Below are 14,547 nucleotides of genomic sequence, written 5' to 3' on the forward strand. Positions count from 1 at the left end.
GGGTCCGAACGGACCGCTCCCCTCTCGTCGTACCGGCACGTAGTCTGGGTGCGTGTTCGTACTCCCGCCCTTCAGCATCTGGTACCTCGACGGCTTCGTGTACTTCGTGCTCGACCTCGGGTTCACCATCCTGGGGTTGTTCGCGTTCTTCCACGCGCTGACCCAGAAGGTGGACGCCTACACCGCGATCGAGCGCATGACCAAGCCCGCCTGGCTGGGCATCACCGGTGGTGGGACGGCCGCGATGCTGTTGTTCTCACCCGGTGGCATCGGGTCGATCTTCTGGCTGGCCGGCCTGGTCGCCGTGCTCGTCTACATGGTGGACGTGCGCCCCAAGCTGATCGAGGTCCAGCGCGGCCCCCGCTGGTGATCACGAGGTCCTTCGGCTCCGGCTCGCCGGTGACCCTGGTCGCCCACGGGCTCGGCGCCACGCCCGGCGAGGCGCGCATCCCCGCCTCCGGGCTGCCCGGCACCCGTGTCGTCGTCACGCTGCCGTCGCACGGGGACGCCCCGGACGCACCCGAGGGCTACTGGGACTACGGCCGGATCGCGGCGGACCTGACGTCCGTTCCCGCCGACCAGGCCGTCGGTGTCTCGCTGGGAGCCGGGGCGTTGGTCAGGGTGCTGTCCCGCGAGCCCGACCGGTTCGCCCGCGTGGCGCTGCTGCTGCCCGCGGTGCTGGACCAGCCGCGCCCGTCGTTCACGTTGCAGCAGCTCTCCGACCTGACGGTCGGGCCTCCCGCCTACGTCACCGAACGCCGTGCCGCGTTGTCCCGCCTGGAGGCCGCGGCCTCCCAGTTGCCGGGCCAGGTCGCCGTCGCGGACGCGTCAGTGCTGAGCGCCGTGACGGTTCCGGTGCTGGTAATCGGGGCTGTCGGCGACCCGCTGCACCCCGAGGACGTGGCGGAGGAGACCGCCGCGGCGTTCCCCGCCGGTGAGCTGTGGCTGGTCGACTCGCCCGCGCCGATGATCACCCACCGCACGGAGGTCCGCCACAGGTTGACGTCGTTCTTCGGTGGGTAGCCGGAGTGCATGGCTGAACAGAAGAAGATCGCGTTCCTGGTGGACATGGAGGGCATCGAGCAGGTCGAGCTCACCGACCCGTGGCAGCACGTCGAGAAGGCCGGCGGCGTTCCCCGCCTGCTCGCTCCGAAGCTCGGCGAGGTGAAGGGCTTCCACCACCTCACGCCCGCGGACTCGTTCCCCGTGGACGGCACCTTCGCCGACGCGTCCGCCGACGACTACGACGGCGCTGTCATCCCCGGTGGCGTGGCCAATGCCGACTTCCTCAGGATGGACTCCGACGCCGTGGCGCTGGTGAAGGCCCTGGTGGCGGCGGGCAAGCCGATCGCGTCGATCTGCCACGGACCGTGGCTGCTGGTCGAGGCGGACGTGGTGCGCGGCAAGATGCTGACGTCGTTCCCGAGCCTGCAGACCGACGTCCGCAACGCGGGCGGCGACTGGGCCGACCAGGAGGTCCGGGTCTGCGACATGAACGGGTGGACGCTCGTGACCTCCCGCAACCCCGACGACCTGCCGGCGTTCAACCGCGAGGCCCTGAAGGCGTTCGGTCTCTCCGAGTAGCCGGGATCTGCAGCTCCCGGCCACCGTCTCCTACAGGCGCGTCCTGGCGTAGTGCTTCATGGCGTCACGGGTCCACTCGGCCATGTTGCCGCCACCCTCGACGTCGAAGTTGGCCCGGAACTCGTCCGAGTCGACGTAGAGGTCGCCCAGCCCCGAGTAGGACTCCCGGTTGGGCGTCCAGCTCAGGCAGATCCAGCGGTAGTGGCGGTCGATCTGCTCCTGCGTCTCGGGAGCGTCGACCGCCGACCCCGCCGTGTAGAGGCCGCCGAGCTTCTCGGCGATGTCGCGCCACTCGGCCATGAACCGGTCCGCGTCGGCCCTCTGCCAGCCCTTCATCTTCTGCCGGCTCTCGGCGATGTGCTCCCGGGCGCCCTCCCCGTAGCGTTCGACGAGTTCCGCCTCGTGGCGTTCCTGCTTCTTCGCGTCGAAGCCGTCGAACAGCTCTTCCATCTTCACCTCGTCCCCTCCTTCCAGTTCCGCGATGGTGCGCGCGACGGTGCGGGCGAGCCGGTCCAGCCGCTGCCGCTCGTCCTGCAGCCACCGGTGGTGGTCGCGCAGGACCGTGAGCTGGTCCGTGCCGTTCAGCATCCGCGCCACCACGTCGAGGCCCAGGCCCAGGTCGCGCAGCAGCAGGATCTGCTGCAGGCGGTGGACCTGCTCCTTCTCGTAGTAGCGGTAGCCGTTGTCCCCGACCCAGGCCGGCGACAGCAGCCCGATCGAGTCGTAGTGCCGCAGCGTCCTGGACGTCACCTTCGACATCCGGGCCACCTGGGCGATCGACCAGGCCATCTCGGCTCTCCCCTCGCGCTCTGGAAACGACGGTAGGGGTTGACGCAGCGTCAAAGTCAACGGGAGTTTGAGACCATGGGTCCCGTGTGGACCATCGCAGGGTCGTTGGACCCCCAGCCAGTGCTTTCCCGCCTCGACCTGGTGCCCGCGCCCGTCGAGGCCGCGGTGAAGACGCTCGAAGGCGCCGATCGCGTCGCCGTCGCCGAGATCGACGCGTCGTTGGCGGACACCGCCGAGTTCTGCGCGCACTACGGCTCGCCGCTCGCCGCTTCTGCCAACTGCGTCGTCGTCGCGGGCAAGCGTGGTGACGTGGTGCGTTATGCGGCCTGCATGGTGCTCGCGACCATGCGTGCGGACGTGAACGGCGTGATCCGCAAGCGCCTCGACGCGCGCAAGGCGTCGTTCGCGCCGATGGACGAGGCCGTGGCGTTGACCGGCATGGAGTACGGCGGCATCACGCCCATCGGCGTGCCCGCGGACTGGCCGATCCTCGTCTCACCCGAGGTGGCCGCCGCCCCCGAGCTGATCGTGGGCAGCGGCATCCGGGGCAGCAAGATCCTGATCCCCGGCGACGTGCTGATGAAGCTGCCGAACGCCGAGGTCCTGCCCGATCTAGGCCGCGTACTTGACCAGTAGCTCGATGGCCTCGTCCACGTCGTCGGTGACGAGGATCCACTGCTCGGCCTCCCGGCCCGCCGCGAGCTTCTGCACGAGCGGCGCGGCCGGGACCTCGTCGGTCCAGAACGCCCTGCCCAGGAACACCATGGGCGCGGCCGGGCCGACGCTGCCGTAGTAGTTCTGCGTGAAGTCCTGGAAGACCTCCTGGACCGTGCCCGCCTTGCCCGGCGTGTAGACGATGCCGCCGGTCGCCACGGTCAGCAGGCCCTCCTCGCGCACCGAGTTCGCGAAGTACTTCGCGTGCAGCTCGCAGGCCGGGTTGGGCGGCTCGTGGCCGTAGAACCAGGTCGGGATGCCGATCGTGCGCGCGGTGTCGAAGCGCGGCAGCTCCGGGAACGCCGCCAGCCAGCGGCCGATCGACTCGTCGTCGCTGCCGAACGAGGGCGCGCGGGCGATGTCGCGCAGCACCTCGGCGTCGGGCGAGCCCAGCCGCACGCCGAGGGGCACCGCCTCCATCGCGCCCGGTCCGCCGCCGGTCAGGACCGTGAAGCCCGACCTGCCCAGCGCGGCGCCCAGTTCGACGGCGTTGCGGTAGCCGTCCGAGCCGCGGGCCAGCGCGTGGCCGCCCATGACCGCGACCGGCGAGCCGGTCAGCACCTCGTCGAGGGCCTCGGTGATCGAGTGGTCGTGCAGGCGCTCGGCCAGCGCGTGCAGCGGGTCGGGGTGGTGGCCCTGCTGCCTGCTGTGCCGGTAGATCACCGCGTCCGGGGTGCTCGCGTACGACGCGGGGTCCGCCGGGTCGAAGCCCGCGAAGAGCTCCGCCGGCGTGTAGAGCGACGACCGGTACACGTCGTAGGGCAGGTCCGGGATCACCGGGAAGATCAACGCTCCCGCCGCCTCCGCCCGCCGCTGCATGCTCTCGCCGAGCGTGCAGCCGAGGAACAGCGCGCCGTCGAGCGGCACCCGCACGTCCTCGCGGGTGAGGTCCAGTCCGATGATGACGGCTTTGCGCAGGTCAGGCTGTGCCCGCAGCTGGTCGAGGCCGGTGATTTCGATCCGCACGGGAAAAAGACTATGCCTCGGTCGAACCAACCGTGCCCGGGATCCGAATCCCCAGTGGGAACCCGAGGTCCGCTCGCCACCCGACGAGCGGCCCCCTGAGCCGCGCTGCCCAGGAAAGGTTCCCCGCAATGACCACCGAACAGCTGACCGGCTGCGCCGCTCGTGGCGCCCGGGTGGTAGATCCCCACCGGGTCGAGTACCTCGACTGCGGCGGGTACGGAGTCCCGCTGCTGGGCCACGCCCACCCCGAGGTCGTGCGGGCCGTGGTGGGTCAGGTGCGCAGGCCGTCCCTGCTCGACCGCCTGATGCTCGACCTGGTCACGCCCCACGGCCTCGACCACATCCACACCTTCGCGTCGGCCTCCGAGGCCGCCCAGTTCGCCGTGGCCCTCGCACAGGCGAACGGCCGCCCTCGCGTCCTGACCACCGGCGACGTCCCGTACGGCGGCATCGACTCGTTGCGCGCCAACCTCGCGTCCGGCCCACCGGCGTGCGTGATGGTCGAACCGGTCCGAGGCGTCTGCCTGCCGCCCGAGGGCTACCTGAAGGCCGTGGCCGAGGTGTGCCGCGAGCACGGCGCCCTGCTGGTCGTCGACGAGACCCGTTCGGGCCTGGGCCGCCTGGGCGTCTGGTGGGGCGTCGACCTCGACGAGGTGACCCCGGACATCCTGCTGGTGGGCGAGGGCCTGTCCGGCGGCGTGCTGCCGATCGCCGCCGTGGCCGCCTCCGCCGCCGTCGAGGTACCGCTGTGGCGCGGCCACGACGCCGTGTCCCCCCTCGCCTCCGCCGCCGTGAACGCCTGCCTGCGCGTCATCGCCTCCGAAGGCCTGGTCGAACGCGCGAAGCTGCTGGGCGACGAACTGCTGTACGGCCTGCGCGCCGTGGTCGCCGGCAAGGCCCACGCGACGGGCCGCGGCCTGCTGCTCGGCGTGGAGCTGCCGGACCAGCGGGCGGCGGACGTGTTCACCGGCGAGCTGCTGCGGCTGCGGGTGCTCGCCGACTTCCGGGGGCGGACGGTGAGCTTCACGCCGCCCGCGGTGATGTCGGCGGCGGACGCCGGGTGGATGGTGGAGGCCGTGGGGAGGGCGGCGAACAAGATCTGACGCTCATGTGGGGACGCACGACGGACGGTGCGTCCCCACATGAGTAGTTCCGCTCATCTTTCGCGTTTCGGTCGGCGAAGACCCAGCTGGTCGTGGTTCTCTCACTGTGAGTGAACGGGGGCTACGGGGTGTACGGAAATCCGGACGAGTTGGACCGCATCGCGGGCGAGATCGAGAAGCGCGCCGAGTCGGTGCGCACGCGCGGCACCGAGATGAACGACCGCGCGCGGACCATGCGGTGGCAGTCGATCGCGGCGGAACGGTGCCGCGAGACGGTCGAGGGCGACAGGCGCAGGTTGTTCCAGGCGGCGGAGGGCCTGGACGGAGCCGCCGCGGCGCTGCGGCGGCACGCCCAGGAGGTGCGCGAGTTGATCGCCGCGATCAAGCGGGTGGCCGAAGCGGTCACCGGCTGGTTCACGAGCGCGGTCGACACCTTCAACCGCGCGGTCGACGCGTTCGAGAACGCCGTCAGGGACATCGCGAACGGCGTCTCCGACGCTCTGGGGTTCGGGGGTGGTCAGGCGCCCCAGCCGCCTCGGCCGCCGTGGACCGGGTGGAAGTGGGGGCCCGACAACCTGCCGCCGCACGGGGACAAGACGTGGCTCGAGGTCGGCGAGTACTTGCGCGGCCGGGGCGTGCCGGCATGACCCCGGCTCCACACCGCCTCGTGTTGTCCGAGCACGAGTTCGCCTACCTGGTGGGGAAGACCGGCGCCGTGCTGTCGCCGGACTGGCTGCCAGCCGCCGGCGTCCAGGTCGGCCGGGCGGAGGCGGACCTCACGAGGAAACGGGTGGTGACCGGCGTCGGTGACGAGGCCGAGGTCCACCCGTCGGTCGAGCGCAACCTGCGGATCCTCGCCACGCCGACCGTGCTGCTGGACACCATCGCCTCGGTCGGCGCCAAGAGCTCGCACAGCGTCCACGCGGTCAGCGGGCCGTTGGGCGCTTCGCTCTTCGCACTGGGTGACGGCGGGGTCGAGCTGTCCATGTTCGCGTCGGTGGACCTCGGCAGGGAGTTGGTCCGCGCCGTGCCCGCGGAGGACCCCGCCGGTGCGAGCCTAGAGTCACGGCTCGGCGGGGGTGGCGCCGGGGAGCCGCTCAGCGGCCGGTTGCCGCTCGCCGCCTTGCAGGAGATGGGAGCGGCCCGGCTCTTCCGCGCCGCCGACCCGGAGGCACCGGCCGCGGTCCTGGCACAGCTCGGGCTGTCCGGTGACGAGGCGGCGCTGGCTCGTGGAGTCGCGGACCGGACCGACGGCGCCCTGCGCTGCCTCGTCGTCTGGGCAGGCGGGACGGCCCAGGTCAACTGGGTGCACACCGCGGGCGGCTGGAGCGGCCTCGACCCGGAGCCCGACGGGACGGACCGCCGCATGGTCCGGGTCGAACCGGCGCGACGTGAGGAGCTGGGCACCTGGGTGGCGCCCGCCGTGGCGGGAGCGCTGGCATGACCATCTCGAACGTGCGGGTCGAAGGCGGCGCGGGCGGCATCGAGGCCCACTACGAGGACCTCGCCGCGATGGGCGATCTCACCGGCGACGTCGCCGGTGACACCCTCAAGACCGCGGTCGCCGGGCACAGGTTCCTGGCCGAGCCGGACGTGCTCGCGTCGTCGCTGCTCAACCCCGGTGGCGTCGTGAGGTTCGAGGCCGCGATGGTGGCCGCGCTCGACGGACCGAACGGGCTCACGGCCACGTCCGCGGGCATCGGCTTGCGGGGCGAGGCGTTGAAGGCCACCCGCATCGCCTACGAGATGGCCGACGAGCTGGCCGCGAAGGGGCTGGACGCCGGACGGTGGTTCGCAGGCCTCGCCGTTGCCGCCAACCCGGTCGGTGCCGTGGTCGGTGGTGGCGGCGCGATCGCCACCGACGTGTACCTGAACTACGACGGCGACTGGGAGAAGTGGCTGGTCGACCACCCCGGAATGGTGGACACGCTGATCGGCATGTCACCCGGCACGATCAGCGCACTGGGCATCCCGGTCGATCTCGCGACCACTCTGGACCTGCTCGCCGCGACCTACCCGGACGGCGAGGCCGTGGTCACCGACATCGGCCCGCTGTCGCGCGACAGCGATCCACCGCGTGGCCTGGAGGACCTGCTCGACGGCTTGAACACCCGAAACGATCCCGGCGAGGACGATCCGAGCAACATCGACGTGCGGATCGTCAAGGACGCCGACGGCAACGTCACCGGCTACGTCGTGGACGTGCCCGGCACGAAGGACTGGCCCCTGCCGGGACAGGTGGCGAGCGCCAACGACCTCGGCGTCAACGTCGATGCCATGGCGGGCAACAACACCGTGCTGCAAGAGGGGATCCAGGAGGCGCTGCGCCGAGCCGGGGCGCACGACACGGGAGCTCCGGTGATGCTGGTCGGGCACAGCCAGGGCGGCATCGTCGCGGCCCAGTCGACCACCGACCTGAAGGCGAACGGCTACAACGTGACCCACGTGGTCACCGCCGGCTCGCCGGTCGGCCGCATCGAAGTTCCGGCCGACGTCCAGGTGCTTTCGATCGAGAACCGCAACGACGTCGTTCCGCACCTCGACGCGAGCGACAACCCGGACGGTCCGAACCGCACGACCGCCACCTTCGACAACAACACGGGCACGTCCAGCGGAAATCACGCGATCGGCGGCAACTACACCGACGCGGCGGGTGCTCTCGACAAGAGCACCGATCCGTCGGTGCGGCGGTACCGGGAGAGCATGAGCGCGTTCACCGGAGGCGACCCGGAACAGTCGCGGATGCAGAAGTACCACGTGGCGAGGAAGGGCGTGAATGAGCTCCCGTAGGTTGCCGGTCGCGATCTGCACGGTTCTCCTGCTGGTCGGGTGCACTGCCACCGACCAGTACCACGACGACGTCGATGCCGTCGGCAAGCAGATCGTCGCCGACTGGAAGGAACTCCCGGAAGTCGTCGGCGCCGAACACGAGTACCGCCACGGGCTGGACCAGGGACAGGTGATCTACGCGATCGCCACCGTGGAGGAGGGCTCCGTGCAGGAGTCCGTCGAACAGCTGCAGGAGATCGCGCGACGTGACTACTGGCGTGGAACGTCGCGGAACGTGTCTCTGACGGTCTCGGTCTACTCCGATGCCAACCCGCGGGTGAAGAGCCCCACCGGTCCCGACAACTCCGTCAGCCGGAAGCGGATCGAACTCGACGACCCGGCCGGGCTGGAGAAGCAGTACGGCCCCCGTCCCGCCAGGAGATGAGCAACGCGATGACGCCCGACCAGTGGCTCGCCGACTTCGAAACCAAGACGGCGGAGCTCCAGCGCAACGCGGCCGCCTTCCGCCGCGGCATCGAGGCCGCGGGGACGACCGCGACGACCGAGGACGAGGCCGTCACGGTCACCGTCGCCCCCAACGGCGCGCTCCTCGACCTGAAGATCGCGGGCGACACCGAGCTCGCGACCAAGATCCTCGCCCTGACCAGGTCGGCTCGCGAGCAGTCCGCGGCGAAGGTGCTCGGCGAGTTCCGCCAGGTCGTGGGCAGCCACGCGAACGACCTGGACGCGGACGTGTCGGTGCCGGGGCCACCCCCGCCGCCGCAGCAACCCCACCGCGACGACGAGGATTTCAGCGAGAAGACCGTCTACCGCAGGGAGAGCTGGTAGCTCAGAAGATCACCGTCTGGTTGCCGTGCACCAGCACGCGGTCCTCCAGGTGCCACCGCAGCCCGCGCGCCAGCACCACCTTCTCGATGTCCCGCCCCTTGCGCACCATGTCCGCCACCGAGTCGCCGTGGTGCACGCGCAGCACGTCCTGCTCGATGATCGGCCCCGCGTCGAGGTCCGCCGTCACGTAGTGGCAGGTCGCGCCCACCAGCTTCACGCCGCGGCGGTGCGCCTGGTGGTACGGGCGGGCGCCGATGAACGACGGCAGGAAGCTGTGGTGGATGTTGATCGTGCGGCCGGACCAGGCCGCGCACAGTTCCGGCGGCAGGATCTGCATGAAGCGGGCCAGGACCACGGCGTGCGGGTCGTGCTTCTCCACCAGGAGCCGCAGTTGGGCGAAGGCCGCCTGCTTGCCCTCGGGGTCGTTCACCGGGAACGGCACGTGGTGGAACGGGATGCCGTGCGCGCGCGTGATGTCGCCCAGTTCGGGGTGGTTGCCGATCACGGCGGACACCTCGACGTCGAGCTCGCCGGTCGCCACGCGGGCCAGCAGGTCGTACAGGCAGTGGCCTTCCTTCGAGACGAGGATGACCACGCGCTTGCGGGAACCCGTGTCGGTCACCGTCCACGTCGACTGCGCACCCAGGCCGGCGGCGACGTCGGCGAAGCGGGTGCGCAGCTCGTCCACGCCGAACGGCAGCGAGTCCGCGCGCACTTCCTGGCGCGTGAAGAACCAGCCCGTCTCCGGGTCGGTGTGGTAGGCGGCCTCGACGATCCAGCCGCCGTTCTCCGCGAGGAACGAGCTGATCCTCGCGATGATGCCGGTGCGGTCGGGGCAGCCGAAGGTGATCACGTAGCGACGTTCAGGCGATGACACCGGCAGAAGTATTCACGGCCTGGGCAGCGCCGCCAACAGCGAGGCGTCGCCGGAGACCAGGGCGTGGTGCGGCCGGGCGTACAGGGCGCGGTAGACCGCGTCCGCGGTGCCGGCCAGGGTGGCGTCTTCCTCGAACGCCGGGCCCTGCGGGGCGGTGACGACCAGCGGTTCGCCCGCCGTGAGCCGCAGTTCCCAGGTGCGGCCCGCGTCGGCGGCGTGCACCAGCAGCCTGCCGGTGGCCGCGACGTGCCGGCCCAGCTCGATCCGCCTGGCCACCATCACGGTGAGGTACTCGTCGATGCCGTCCGCGGCGAACTCCGGGTCGAACACCAGCGCCGGCGGCTCCTGCCCGCCCGCGATCTCGGCGTCCAGGCGGTGGACCGCCGTCTCGTGCGCCTGCCTGCGCGACCAGAAACCGGCGAGCTGCGGGCCGTGGAACGTCCACGCGGGACGGTCGGCCGGCGTCTCGCGCAGCCGGTCGGTCAGGAGCGCGAAACCGGTGTCCCACCAGGGGAGCACGTCGTCGAAGTCCTGCGGCGCGGCCGGCCACGCCGGTCGGCCGTCCTCGGGTGCGGTGACGACGGCCTCCGCCGCCCACGTGTGCACCTCGCCGATGTGCCGGACCAGGTCCAGCACCGTCCACCCCGGACACGGCGGGACGGGGGCGTCCGGACCGGCCTCCACGGCCGCCGAACGCAACGCCGAAGCCTGCTTCTCGATCTCCGCGACGAAGTCCACGAAACCACCCTAGGGGGCGACGGCCGCCCATTCGAGCGTGATTTCCCCGAGCCGCCACCGCCGCCGGTCGTCGAGCACCGGCCAGCCGCGCTCCACCAGCAGCCGCACCGACTCCACCCACCGCGCACGGGGGCCGAACGGCGCGAACGGGGCCGCGGTCGCCCAGCAGGCGTCCAGTTCGGCGAGCAGCGCGTGCACGCGTTCGCCCGGCACGTTCTTGTGGATCAGCGCCTTGGGCAGCCGCTCGGCCACGTCGGACGGCACCTCGATCCCGGACGGCTTCACCGCCAGCGTGAACGTCCGGGGCCCCTCGGCCGACAGCGTCACCCACGTGCACCGGCGGCCGATCTCGTCGCACGTCCCCTCGACGACCAGGCCGCCGGGCGCCATCCGCGCCAGCATGGTGTCCCACGCCTCGAACGCCTGCTCCTCGGTGTACTGGCGCAGCACGTTGAACGCGCGCAGCAGCACCGGCCGCGCCCCGGCCAGCTCGAAGCCGCCGCGCCGGAAGTCCAGCAGCGGCGGGGTGGCGACGGCCTTGCCCGCGTCCACCCGGTCCTGGTCGATCTCCAGGCCGAGCACGCGCACGTCGGGGCGGACGGTCCGCAGCCGCGCGGCCATCTCGACGGTGGTGACGGGCGTGGCGCCGTACCCGAGGTCCACCACGAGCGGGTCGGCGGCGCCGGCGAGGAACGACGACAGCGTGCCGGTCATCCACCGGTCGACCCGGCGCAGGCGGTTCGGGTTGGTCGTGCCTCGCGTCGGCAGGCCGAGCGCGCGGGCCCGGCCGGCCGCTAGCCGCGGTGTGCGAGCCATTCGGAGGTGAACTCGCTCTCCTTGTCGAGCAGCACGGCGACCTGCTCGGCGATCAGCTTCTCGAGCTTGCCGCCCAGCAGCGGGATGCTGACCTTGACCTCCCCCGTGAGGGTGGTCTTGGAGCCGGAGCCCTCGGGCAGGACGGTGAACGCGCCGTCGAGGCGGCCGGGCACGCCGCTGACGGCCACCTCGACCGTGCCGGCGCCCGCGGCCCACGTCTCCGTGCGCTGGATCACCAGGTCGCCGCCGAGCGCCGCCTTGACCGCCGACGGCAGGTGCTCCGCGGGGACACCCTGCTTGAGCTGGTACGACGTCCGCTCGTCGGTCTTGTCGAACGAGACGAGCTCCGCGTTCGTGCCGCCGATCGCGGCCAGCCGGTCCCGCAGGTAGGACTCGTCGACCAGGGCGGCGAAGACTTCCTCCGCCGAACGGGGTGACGTGGTGTGGTGCTCGATGCGGCGTGCCATGTCGCGGAGGCTACCGTTGACGTCTGTGACCACCACGCAGTCCGTACCTCTGGCCGAGCGCACCACGCTCCGACTCGGTGGGCCGGCCGCGCGGTTCGTCCACGCCACGACCGCCTCCGAGCTGGTCGAAGCCGTGCGAACAGCCGACGCCGCCGCCGACGAGAAGGTCCTCGTGCTCGGCGGCGGGTCCAACCTCGTGATCTCCGACGGCGGCTTCGGCGGCACGGTCGTGCACGTCGCCACCAAGGGCTTCCGGCTCGACCCGCTGGGCGGCGGCATCGTCCAGTTCACCGTCGAGGCGGGCGAGGAGTGGGACGCGGTCGTCGCCGAGGCGGTCGCGCAGGGCCTCGGCGGGCTCGAGTGCCTGTCGGGCATCCCCGGCCTCAACGGCGCCACGCCCGTGCAGAACGTGGGCGCGTACGGCGTCGAGATCTCCCAGGTGCTGCAGTCGGTGGACGTCCTCGACCGCCGCAGCGGCAAGGTGCACCAGGTGCCCGCCGCGAAGCTCGGCCTCACCTACCGCGGCAGCGTGCTCAAGGGCACGGACAACGCCGTCGTGCTGCGCACCCGGTTCGCGCTGACCTCGGGCGGCATGTCCGCGCCGATCCGCTACGGCGAGCTGGCGCGCGTCCTCGGTGTGGCGCAAGGGGATCGCGTTCCGGCCGACGAGGCCCGCAAGGCCGTGCTGGAGCTGCGCCGCGGCAAGGGCATGGTGCTGGACCCGGCCGACCACGACACGTGGAGCGCGGGCTCGTTCTTCACCAACCCGGTCGTCGACGACGCGACGTTCGCGGGCGTGCTGATCCGCATCGCCGAGCGCCTCGGCTCCGACGTCGACGTGCCGAGCTACCCCGCGGGCCACGGGCAGAAGAAGCTCTCCGCCGCGTGGCTCATCGAACGCGCCGGCTTCCGCAAGGGCCACCAGGGCCGCGGCGGCCGGGTGTCGTTGTCCGGCAAGCACACCCTGGCGCTGACCAACCGCGGCGGCGCCTCCACCGAGGACCTGCTCGACCTGGCGCGCGAGGTGCGCGACGGAGTGCGGGCGGCGTTCGGCGTGGAGCTGCACCCGGAACCCGTTCTCGTCGGTGTCGAGCTTTAGGCGCTAGCGCCGTTCAGGTGACTCCATGTGACGAACCGCTACCCCGCGTGTTTCATTGGGGTGGAGGGAACGGAGGTCGCCATGAGCAACCTCGACGAGAACGCCAGGGCGGTCATCAGGCCGGTCAAGCGGATGGTGGAGGACGAGTTCCTCTCCCGGCCGGGAGTCATCGGCGTCGACATCGGCGAGAAGGTCACCGGCGGGATGCCGACCGGCCGGGCCGCGATCGTGGTCTACGTGTGCGCCAAGGGACCCGGCCACCCGCGGCAGATCCCGGTGGAGGTCGGCGGGGTGCCGACCGACGTCGTCGCCGAGACGATCGTGCTGCACCGCGCGATGGTCACCCGTGCCGCGGAAACCGTTGCGGCGGAACGGCACCCGGTGCTGCGCGGCGGCATCGGCATCGGTCCCGCGCGGTCGTTCCGGGTCGTGCCGCCGGAGGTGGAGAAGGCGGGCGAGTACGTGATCGCCGGCACGCTCGGGGCGTTCGTCGTCACCCGCGCGGAACCCAGGACCGTGCTCGGGCTCACCACGTTCCACGTCGGCTGCGTCGACGACTCGTGGTCGGTGGGCGACGAGTTCCTGCACCCGTCCAGAGTGGACGGCGGGGTCGCCGGCGCCGACCTCGTCGCGGTGCTCGACCGCGCGGCGCTCGCGGGCTCGGTGGCCGCCGCGGGACTGCGGGTGGTCGCGAGGCCCTGGCGCGCCGAGGTGGTCGACATCGGCGCGCTCACCGGCACCGCCGAGGCCGAGGTCGGCTCGACCGTGCGCAAACGCGGCCGCACCACCGAACTCACGCACGGCGTGATCACCTCGACCGACGCGACGGTCCGGCTCGACTTCGGCGGCGGCATCGGCGTCCGCACGTTGCGCGACCAGATCCGGGTGTACTCGGCCGAGCGCTTCGGCGACCACGGCGACAGCGGCGCGGTGCTCGTGGACGCCGACAACCGGGTCGTGGGCCTCTACGTGGCGGGCAGCGGCCCGACGGGGTTCGCGAACCCCGTCGCGGCCGTGTTGCGCCAGCTCGACGTGGAGCTGCTCACCCGCGGTGTACCCGAGTCGCGGACGCCTGCGCGCGGGGCTTGAGCACGATCTCGTCCAGGTTCACGTGCGGCGGCCGGGTGACCGCGAACGCGATGACGTCCGCCACGTCCTCGGCGGTGAGCGGCGTGAGTCCCTCGTAGACCTTGGCCGCGCGCTCGGTGTCGCCGCCGAACCGGTTGGCGGAGAACTCGGTCTCGACCATGCCCGGCAGGACCTCGGTGATCCGCACGGGCTGCCCGAGCAGCTCGCCGCGCAGCGTCCGGTGCAGCGCCGATTGCGCGTGCTTGGCACTCGTGTAGCCGGAGCCGTTGTCGTACGCGTCACGTGCTGCGACGGAGGTCACGGACACGACGTGCCCGTCACCGGACGCGATCAGCTTCGGGACGAACGCCTTGGTGACCAGCAGGGTGCCCAGGACGTTCGCCTCCCACATCCAGCGCCACTCCTGCGGATCCCCCTCCACGACGGTCGAGAGACCACGGGCACCGCCCGCGTTGTTCACGAGCACGTTGGCGCGGGGTACCCGGTCGGCGAAGGCCGCGACGGAGGTCTCGTCGGTGACGTCCAGCTCGATGGCCGTCCCGTCGATCTCCTTCGCGATAACGTGGAGGAGGTCCAGACGACGTGCACCGAGCACGACGTGGAACCCCTCGGCGGCCAACCGCCGCGCGGTGGCCTCGCCGATGCCCGCGCTAGCTCCGGTCACTACTGCGACAGGTCGATTCACGG

19 protein-coding genes are annotated in these 14,547 nt (G+C 71.7%); 12 read left to right on the forward strand and 7 right to left on the reverse strand.

Going from position 1 to position 14,547, the window contains the following annotated elements; genetic code table 11:
• Positions 1 to 76: 76 nt before the first annotated feature.
• From ACFWGZ_RS19375 to ACFWGZ_RS19385, 3 genes are read left to right on the forward strand one after another with little or no spacing between them, the layout of a single operon-like run.
• Positions 77 to 370 (forward strand): DUF2516 family protein, encoded by a 294-nt coding sequence (locus tag ACFWGZ_RS19375; RefSeq protein ID WP_382452944.1) that lies wholly within the window; start codon positions 77 to 79, stop codon positions 368 to 370.
• The gene (locus ACFWGZ_RS19380) at positions 367 to 1,023 is read left to right on the forward strand and encodes an alpha/beta fold hydrolase (protein WP_382452912.1); all 657 of its coding nucleotides are present in this window, start codon (positions 367 to 369) and stop codon (positions 1,021 to 1,023) included. Before ACFWGZ_RS19375 ends, ACFWGZ_RS19380 begins: the two co-directional genes overlap by 4 nt.
• Positions 1,024 to 1,032: 9 nt before the next feature.
• Positions 1,033 to 1,584: a type 1 glutamine amidotransferase domain-containing protein gene (locus tag ACFWGZ_RS19385; protein ID WP_382452913.1), complete on the forward strand. Its 552-nt coding sequence runs from the start codon at positions 1,033 to 1,035 to the stop codon at positions 1,582 to 1,584.
• Between the two features lie 30 nt (positions 1,585 to 1,614).
• Here the strand turns inward: ACFWGZ_RS19385 and ACFWGZ_RS19390 are convergent, their stop codons facing one another.
• Positions 1,615 to 2,373: a MerR family transcriptional regulator gene (locus ACFWGZ_RS19390; RefSeq protein ID WP_382452914.1), complete on the reverse strand. Its 759-nt coding sequence runs from the start codon at positions 2,371 to 2,373 to the stop codon at positions 1,615 to 1,617.
• 75 nt (positions 2,374 to 2,448) lie between these two features.
• Here ACFWGZ_RS19390 and ACFWGZ_RS19395 point away from each other — a divergent pair, with 75 nt between their 5' ends.
• The gene (locus ACFWGZ_RS19395; protein WP_382452915.1) at positions 2,449 to 3,009 is read left to right on the forward strand and encodes a YbaK/EbsC family protein; all 561 of its coding nucleotides are present in this window, start codon (positions 2,449 to 2,451) and stop codon (positions 3,007 to 3,009) included.
• Here ACFWGZ_RS19395 and ACFWGZ_RS19400 read toward each other — a convergent pair.
• Positions 2,986 to 4,053, reverse strand: coding sequence for an LOG family protein (locus ACFWGZ_RS19400; RefSeq protein WP_382452916.1), 1,068 nt, complete (start codon positions 4,051 to 4,053; stop codon positions 2,986 to 2,988). The genes ACFWGZ_RS19395 and ACFWGZ_RS19400 overlap by 24 nt on opposite strands.
• A gap of 128 nt (positions 4,054 to 4,181) precedes the next feature.
• Here ACFWGZ_RS19400 and ACFWGZ_RS19405 point away from each other — a divergent pair, with 128 nt between their 5' ends.
• From ACFWGZ_RS19405 to ACFWGZ_RS19430, 6 genes are all read left to right on the forward strand, one after another.
• On the forward strand, positions 4,182 to 5,156 hold the full coding sequence (locus ACFWGZ_RS19405; RefSeq protein ID WP_382452917.1) for an aminotransferase class III-fold pyridoxal phosphate-dependent enzyme: 975 nt from the start codon (positions 4,182 to 4,184) through the stop codon (positions 5,154 to 5,156).
• 110 nt (positions 5,157 to 5,266) lie between these two features.
• Positions 5,267 to 5,803 (forward strand): putative T7SS-secreted protein, encoded by a 537-nt coding sequence (locus ACFWGZ_RS19410; RefSeq protein ID WP_382452918.1) that lies wholly within the window; start codon positions 5,267 to 5,269, stop codon positions 5,801 to 5,803.
• Positions 5,800 to 6,600, forward strand: a complete 801-nt coding sequence (locus tag ACFWGZ_RS19415) for a hypothetical protein (RefSeq protein ID WP_382452919.1) — start codon at positions 5,800 to 5,802, stop codon at positions 6,598 to 6,600. The genes ACFWGZ_RS19410 and ACFWGZ_RS19415 overlap by 4 nt, the downstream gene beginning before the upstream one ends.
• Positions 6,597 to 7,946, forward strand: a complete 1,350-nt coding sequence (locus ACFWGZ_RS19420) for a hypothetical protein (protein WP_382452920.1) — start codon at positions 6,597 to 6,599, stop codon at positions 7,944 to 7,946. The genes ACFWGZ_RS19415 and ACFWGZ_RS19420 overlap by 4 nt, the downstream gene beginning before the upstream one ends.
• Positions 7,933 to 8,370: a hypothetical protein gene (locus tag ACFWGZ_RS19425; RefSeq protein ID WP_382452921.1), complete on the forward strand. Its 438-nt coding sequence runs from the start codon at positions 7,933 to 7,935 to the stop codon at positions 8,368 to 8,370. The genes ACFWGZ_RS19420 and ACFWGZ_RS19425 overlap by 14 nt, the downstream gene beginning before the upstream one ends.
• Positions 8,367 to 8,774, forward strand: coding sequence for a YbaB/EbfC family nucleoid-associated protein (locus ACFWGZ_RS19430; RefSeq protein WP_382452922.1), 408 nt, complete (start codon positions 8,367 to 8,369; stop codon positions 8,772 to 8,774). The genes ACFWGZ_RS19425 and ACFWGZ_RS19430 overlap by 4 nt, the downstream gene beginning before the upstream one ends.
• 1 nt (position 8,775) lies before the next feature.
• On the opposite strand, the gene purU is transcribed toward ACFWGZ_RS19430, so the two are convergent.
• From purU to ACFWGZ_RS19450, 4 genes are read right to left on the reverse strand one after another with little or no spacing between them, the layout of a single operon-like run.
• Positions 8,776 to 9,627: a formyltetrahydrofolate deformylase gene (gene purU / locus ACFWGZ_RS19435; RefSeq protein ID WP_382452923.1), complete on the reverse strand. Its 852-nt coding sequence runs from the start codon at positions 9,625 to 9,627 to the stop codon at positions 8,776 to 8,778.
• Positions 9,628 to 9,663: 36 nt separating this feature from the next.
• Positions 9,664 to 10,389, reverse strand: a complete 726-nt coding sequence (locus tag ACFWGZ_RS19440; protein ID WP_382452924.1) for a maleylpyruvate isomerase N-terminal domain-containing protein — start codon at positions 10,387 to 10,389, stop codon at positions 9,664 to 9,666.
• Positions 10,390 to 10,398: 9 nt separating this feature from the next.
• A complete protein-coding gene (locus tag ACFWGZ_RS19445; protein ID WP_382452925.1) occupies positions 10,399 to 11,205 on the reverse strand; it encodes a class I SAM-dependent methyltransferase in 807 nt (268 codons plus the stop codon).
• Complete coding sequence (locus ACFWGZ_RS19450; RefSeq protein WP_382452926.1) at positions 11,184 to 11,672, reverse strand: DUF2505 domain-containing protein; 489 nt, start codon at positions 11,670 to 11,672, stop codon at positions 11,184 to 11,186. Before ACFWGZ_RS19450 ends, ACFWGZ_RS19445 begins: the two co-directional genes overlap by 22 nt.
• Between ACFWGZ_RS19450 and ACFWGZ_RS19455 the strand changes: the two genes are divergently transcribed.
• Positions 11,671 to 12,771, forward strand: coding sequence for a UDP-N-acetylmuramate dehydrogenase (locus ACFWGZ_RS19455; protein ID WP_382452927.1), 1,101 nt, complete (start codon positions 11,671 to 11,673; stop codon positions 12,769 to 12,771). The genes ACFWGZ_RS19450 and ACFWGZ_RS19455 overlap by 2 nt on opposite strands.
• Positions 12,772 to 12,852: 81 nt before the next feature.
• The gene (locus tag ACFWGZ_RS19460; protein ID WP_382452928.1) at positions 12,853 to 13,860 is read left to right on the forward strand and encodes a hypothetical protein; all 1,008 of its coding nucleotides are present in this window, start codon (positions 12,853 to 12,855) and stop codon (positions 13,858 to 13,860) included.
• Here ACFWGZ_RS19460 and ACFWGZ_RS19465 read toward each other — a convergent pair.
• Positions 13,814 to 14,545, reverse strand: coding sequence for an SDR family NAD(P)-dependent oxidoreductase (locus ACFWGZ_RS19465; protein ID WP_382452929.1), 732 nt, complete (start codon positions 14,543 to 14,545; stop codon positions 13,814 to 13,816). The genes ACFWGZ_RS19460 and ACFWGZ_RS19465 overlap by 47 nt on opposite strands.
• Positions 14,546 to 14,547: the final 2 nt, after the last annotated feature.

It is taken from the genome of Lentzea sp. NPDC060358 (assembly GCF_042725365.1).
In the GTDB taxonomy this organism is placed as follows: domain Bacteria; phylum Actinomycetota; class Actinomycetes; order Mycobacteriales; family Pseudonocardiaceae; genus Lentzea.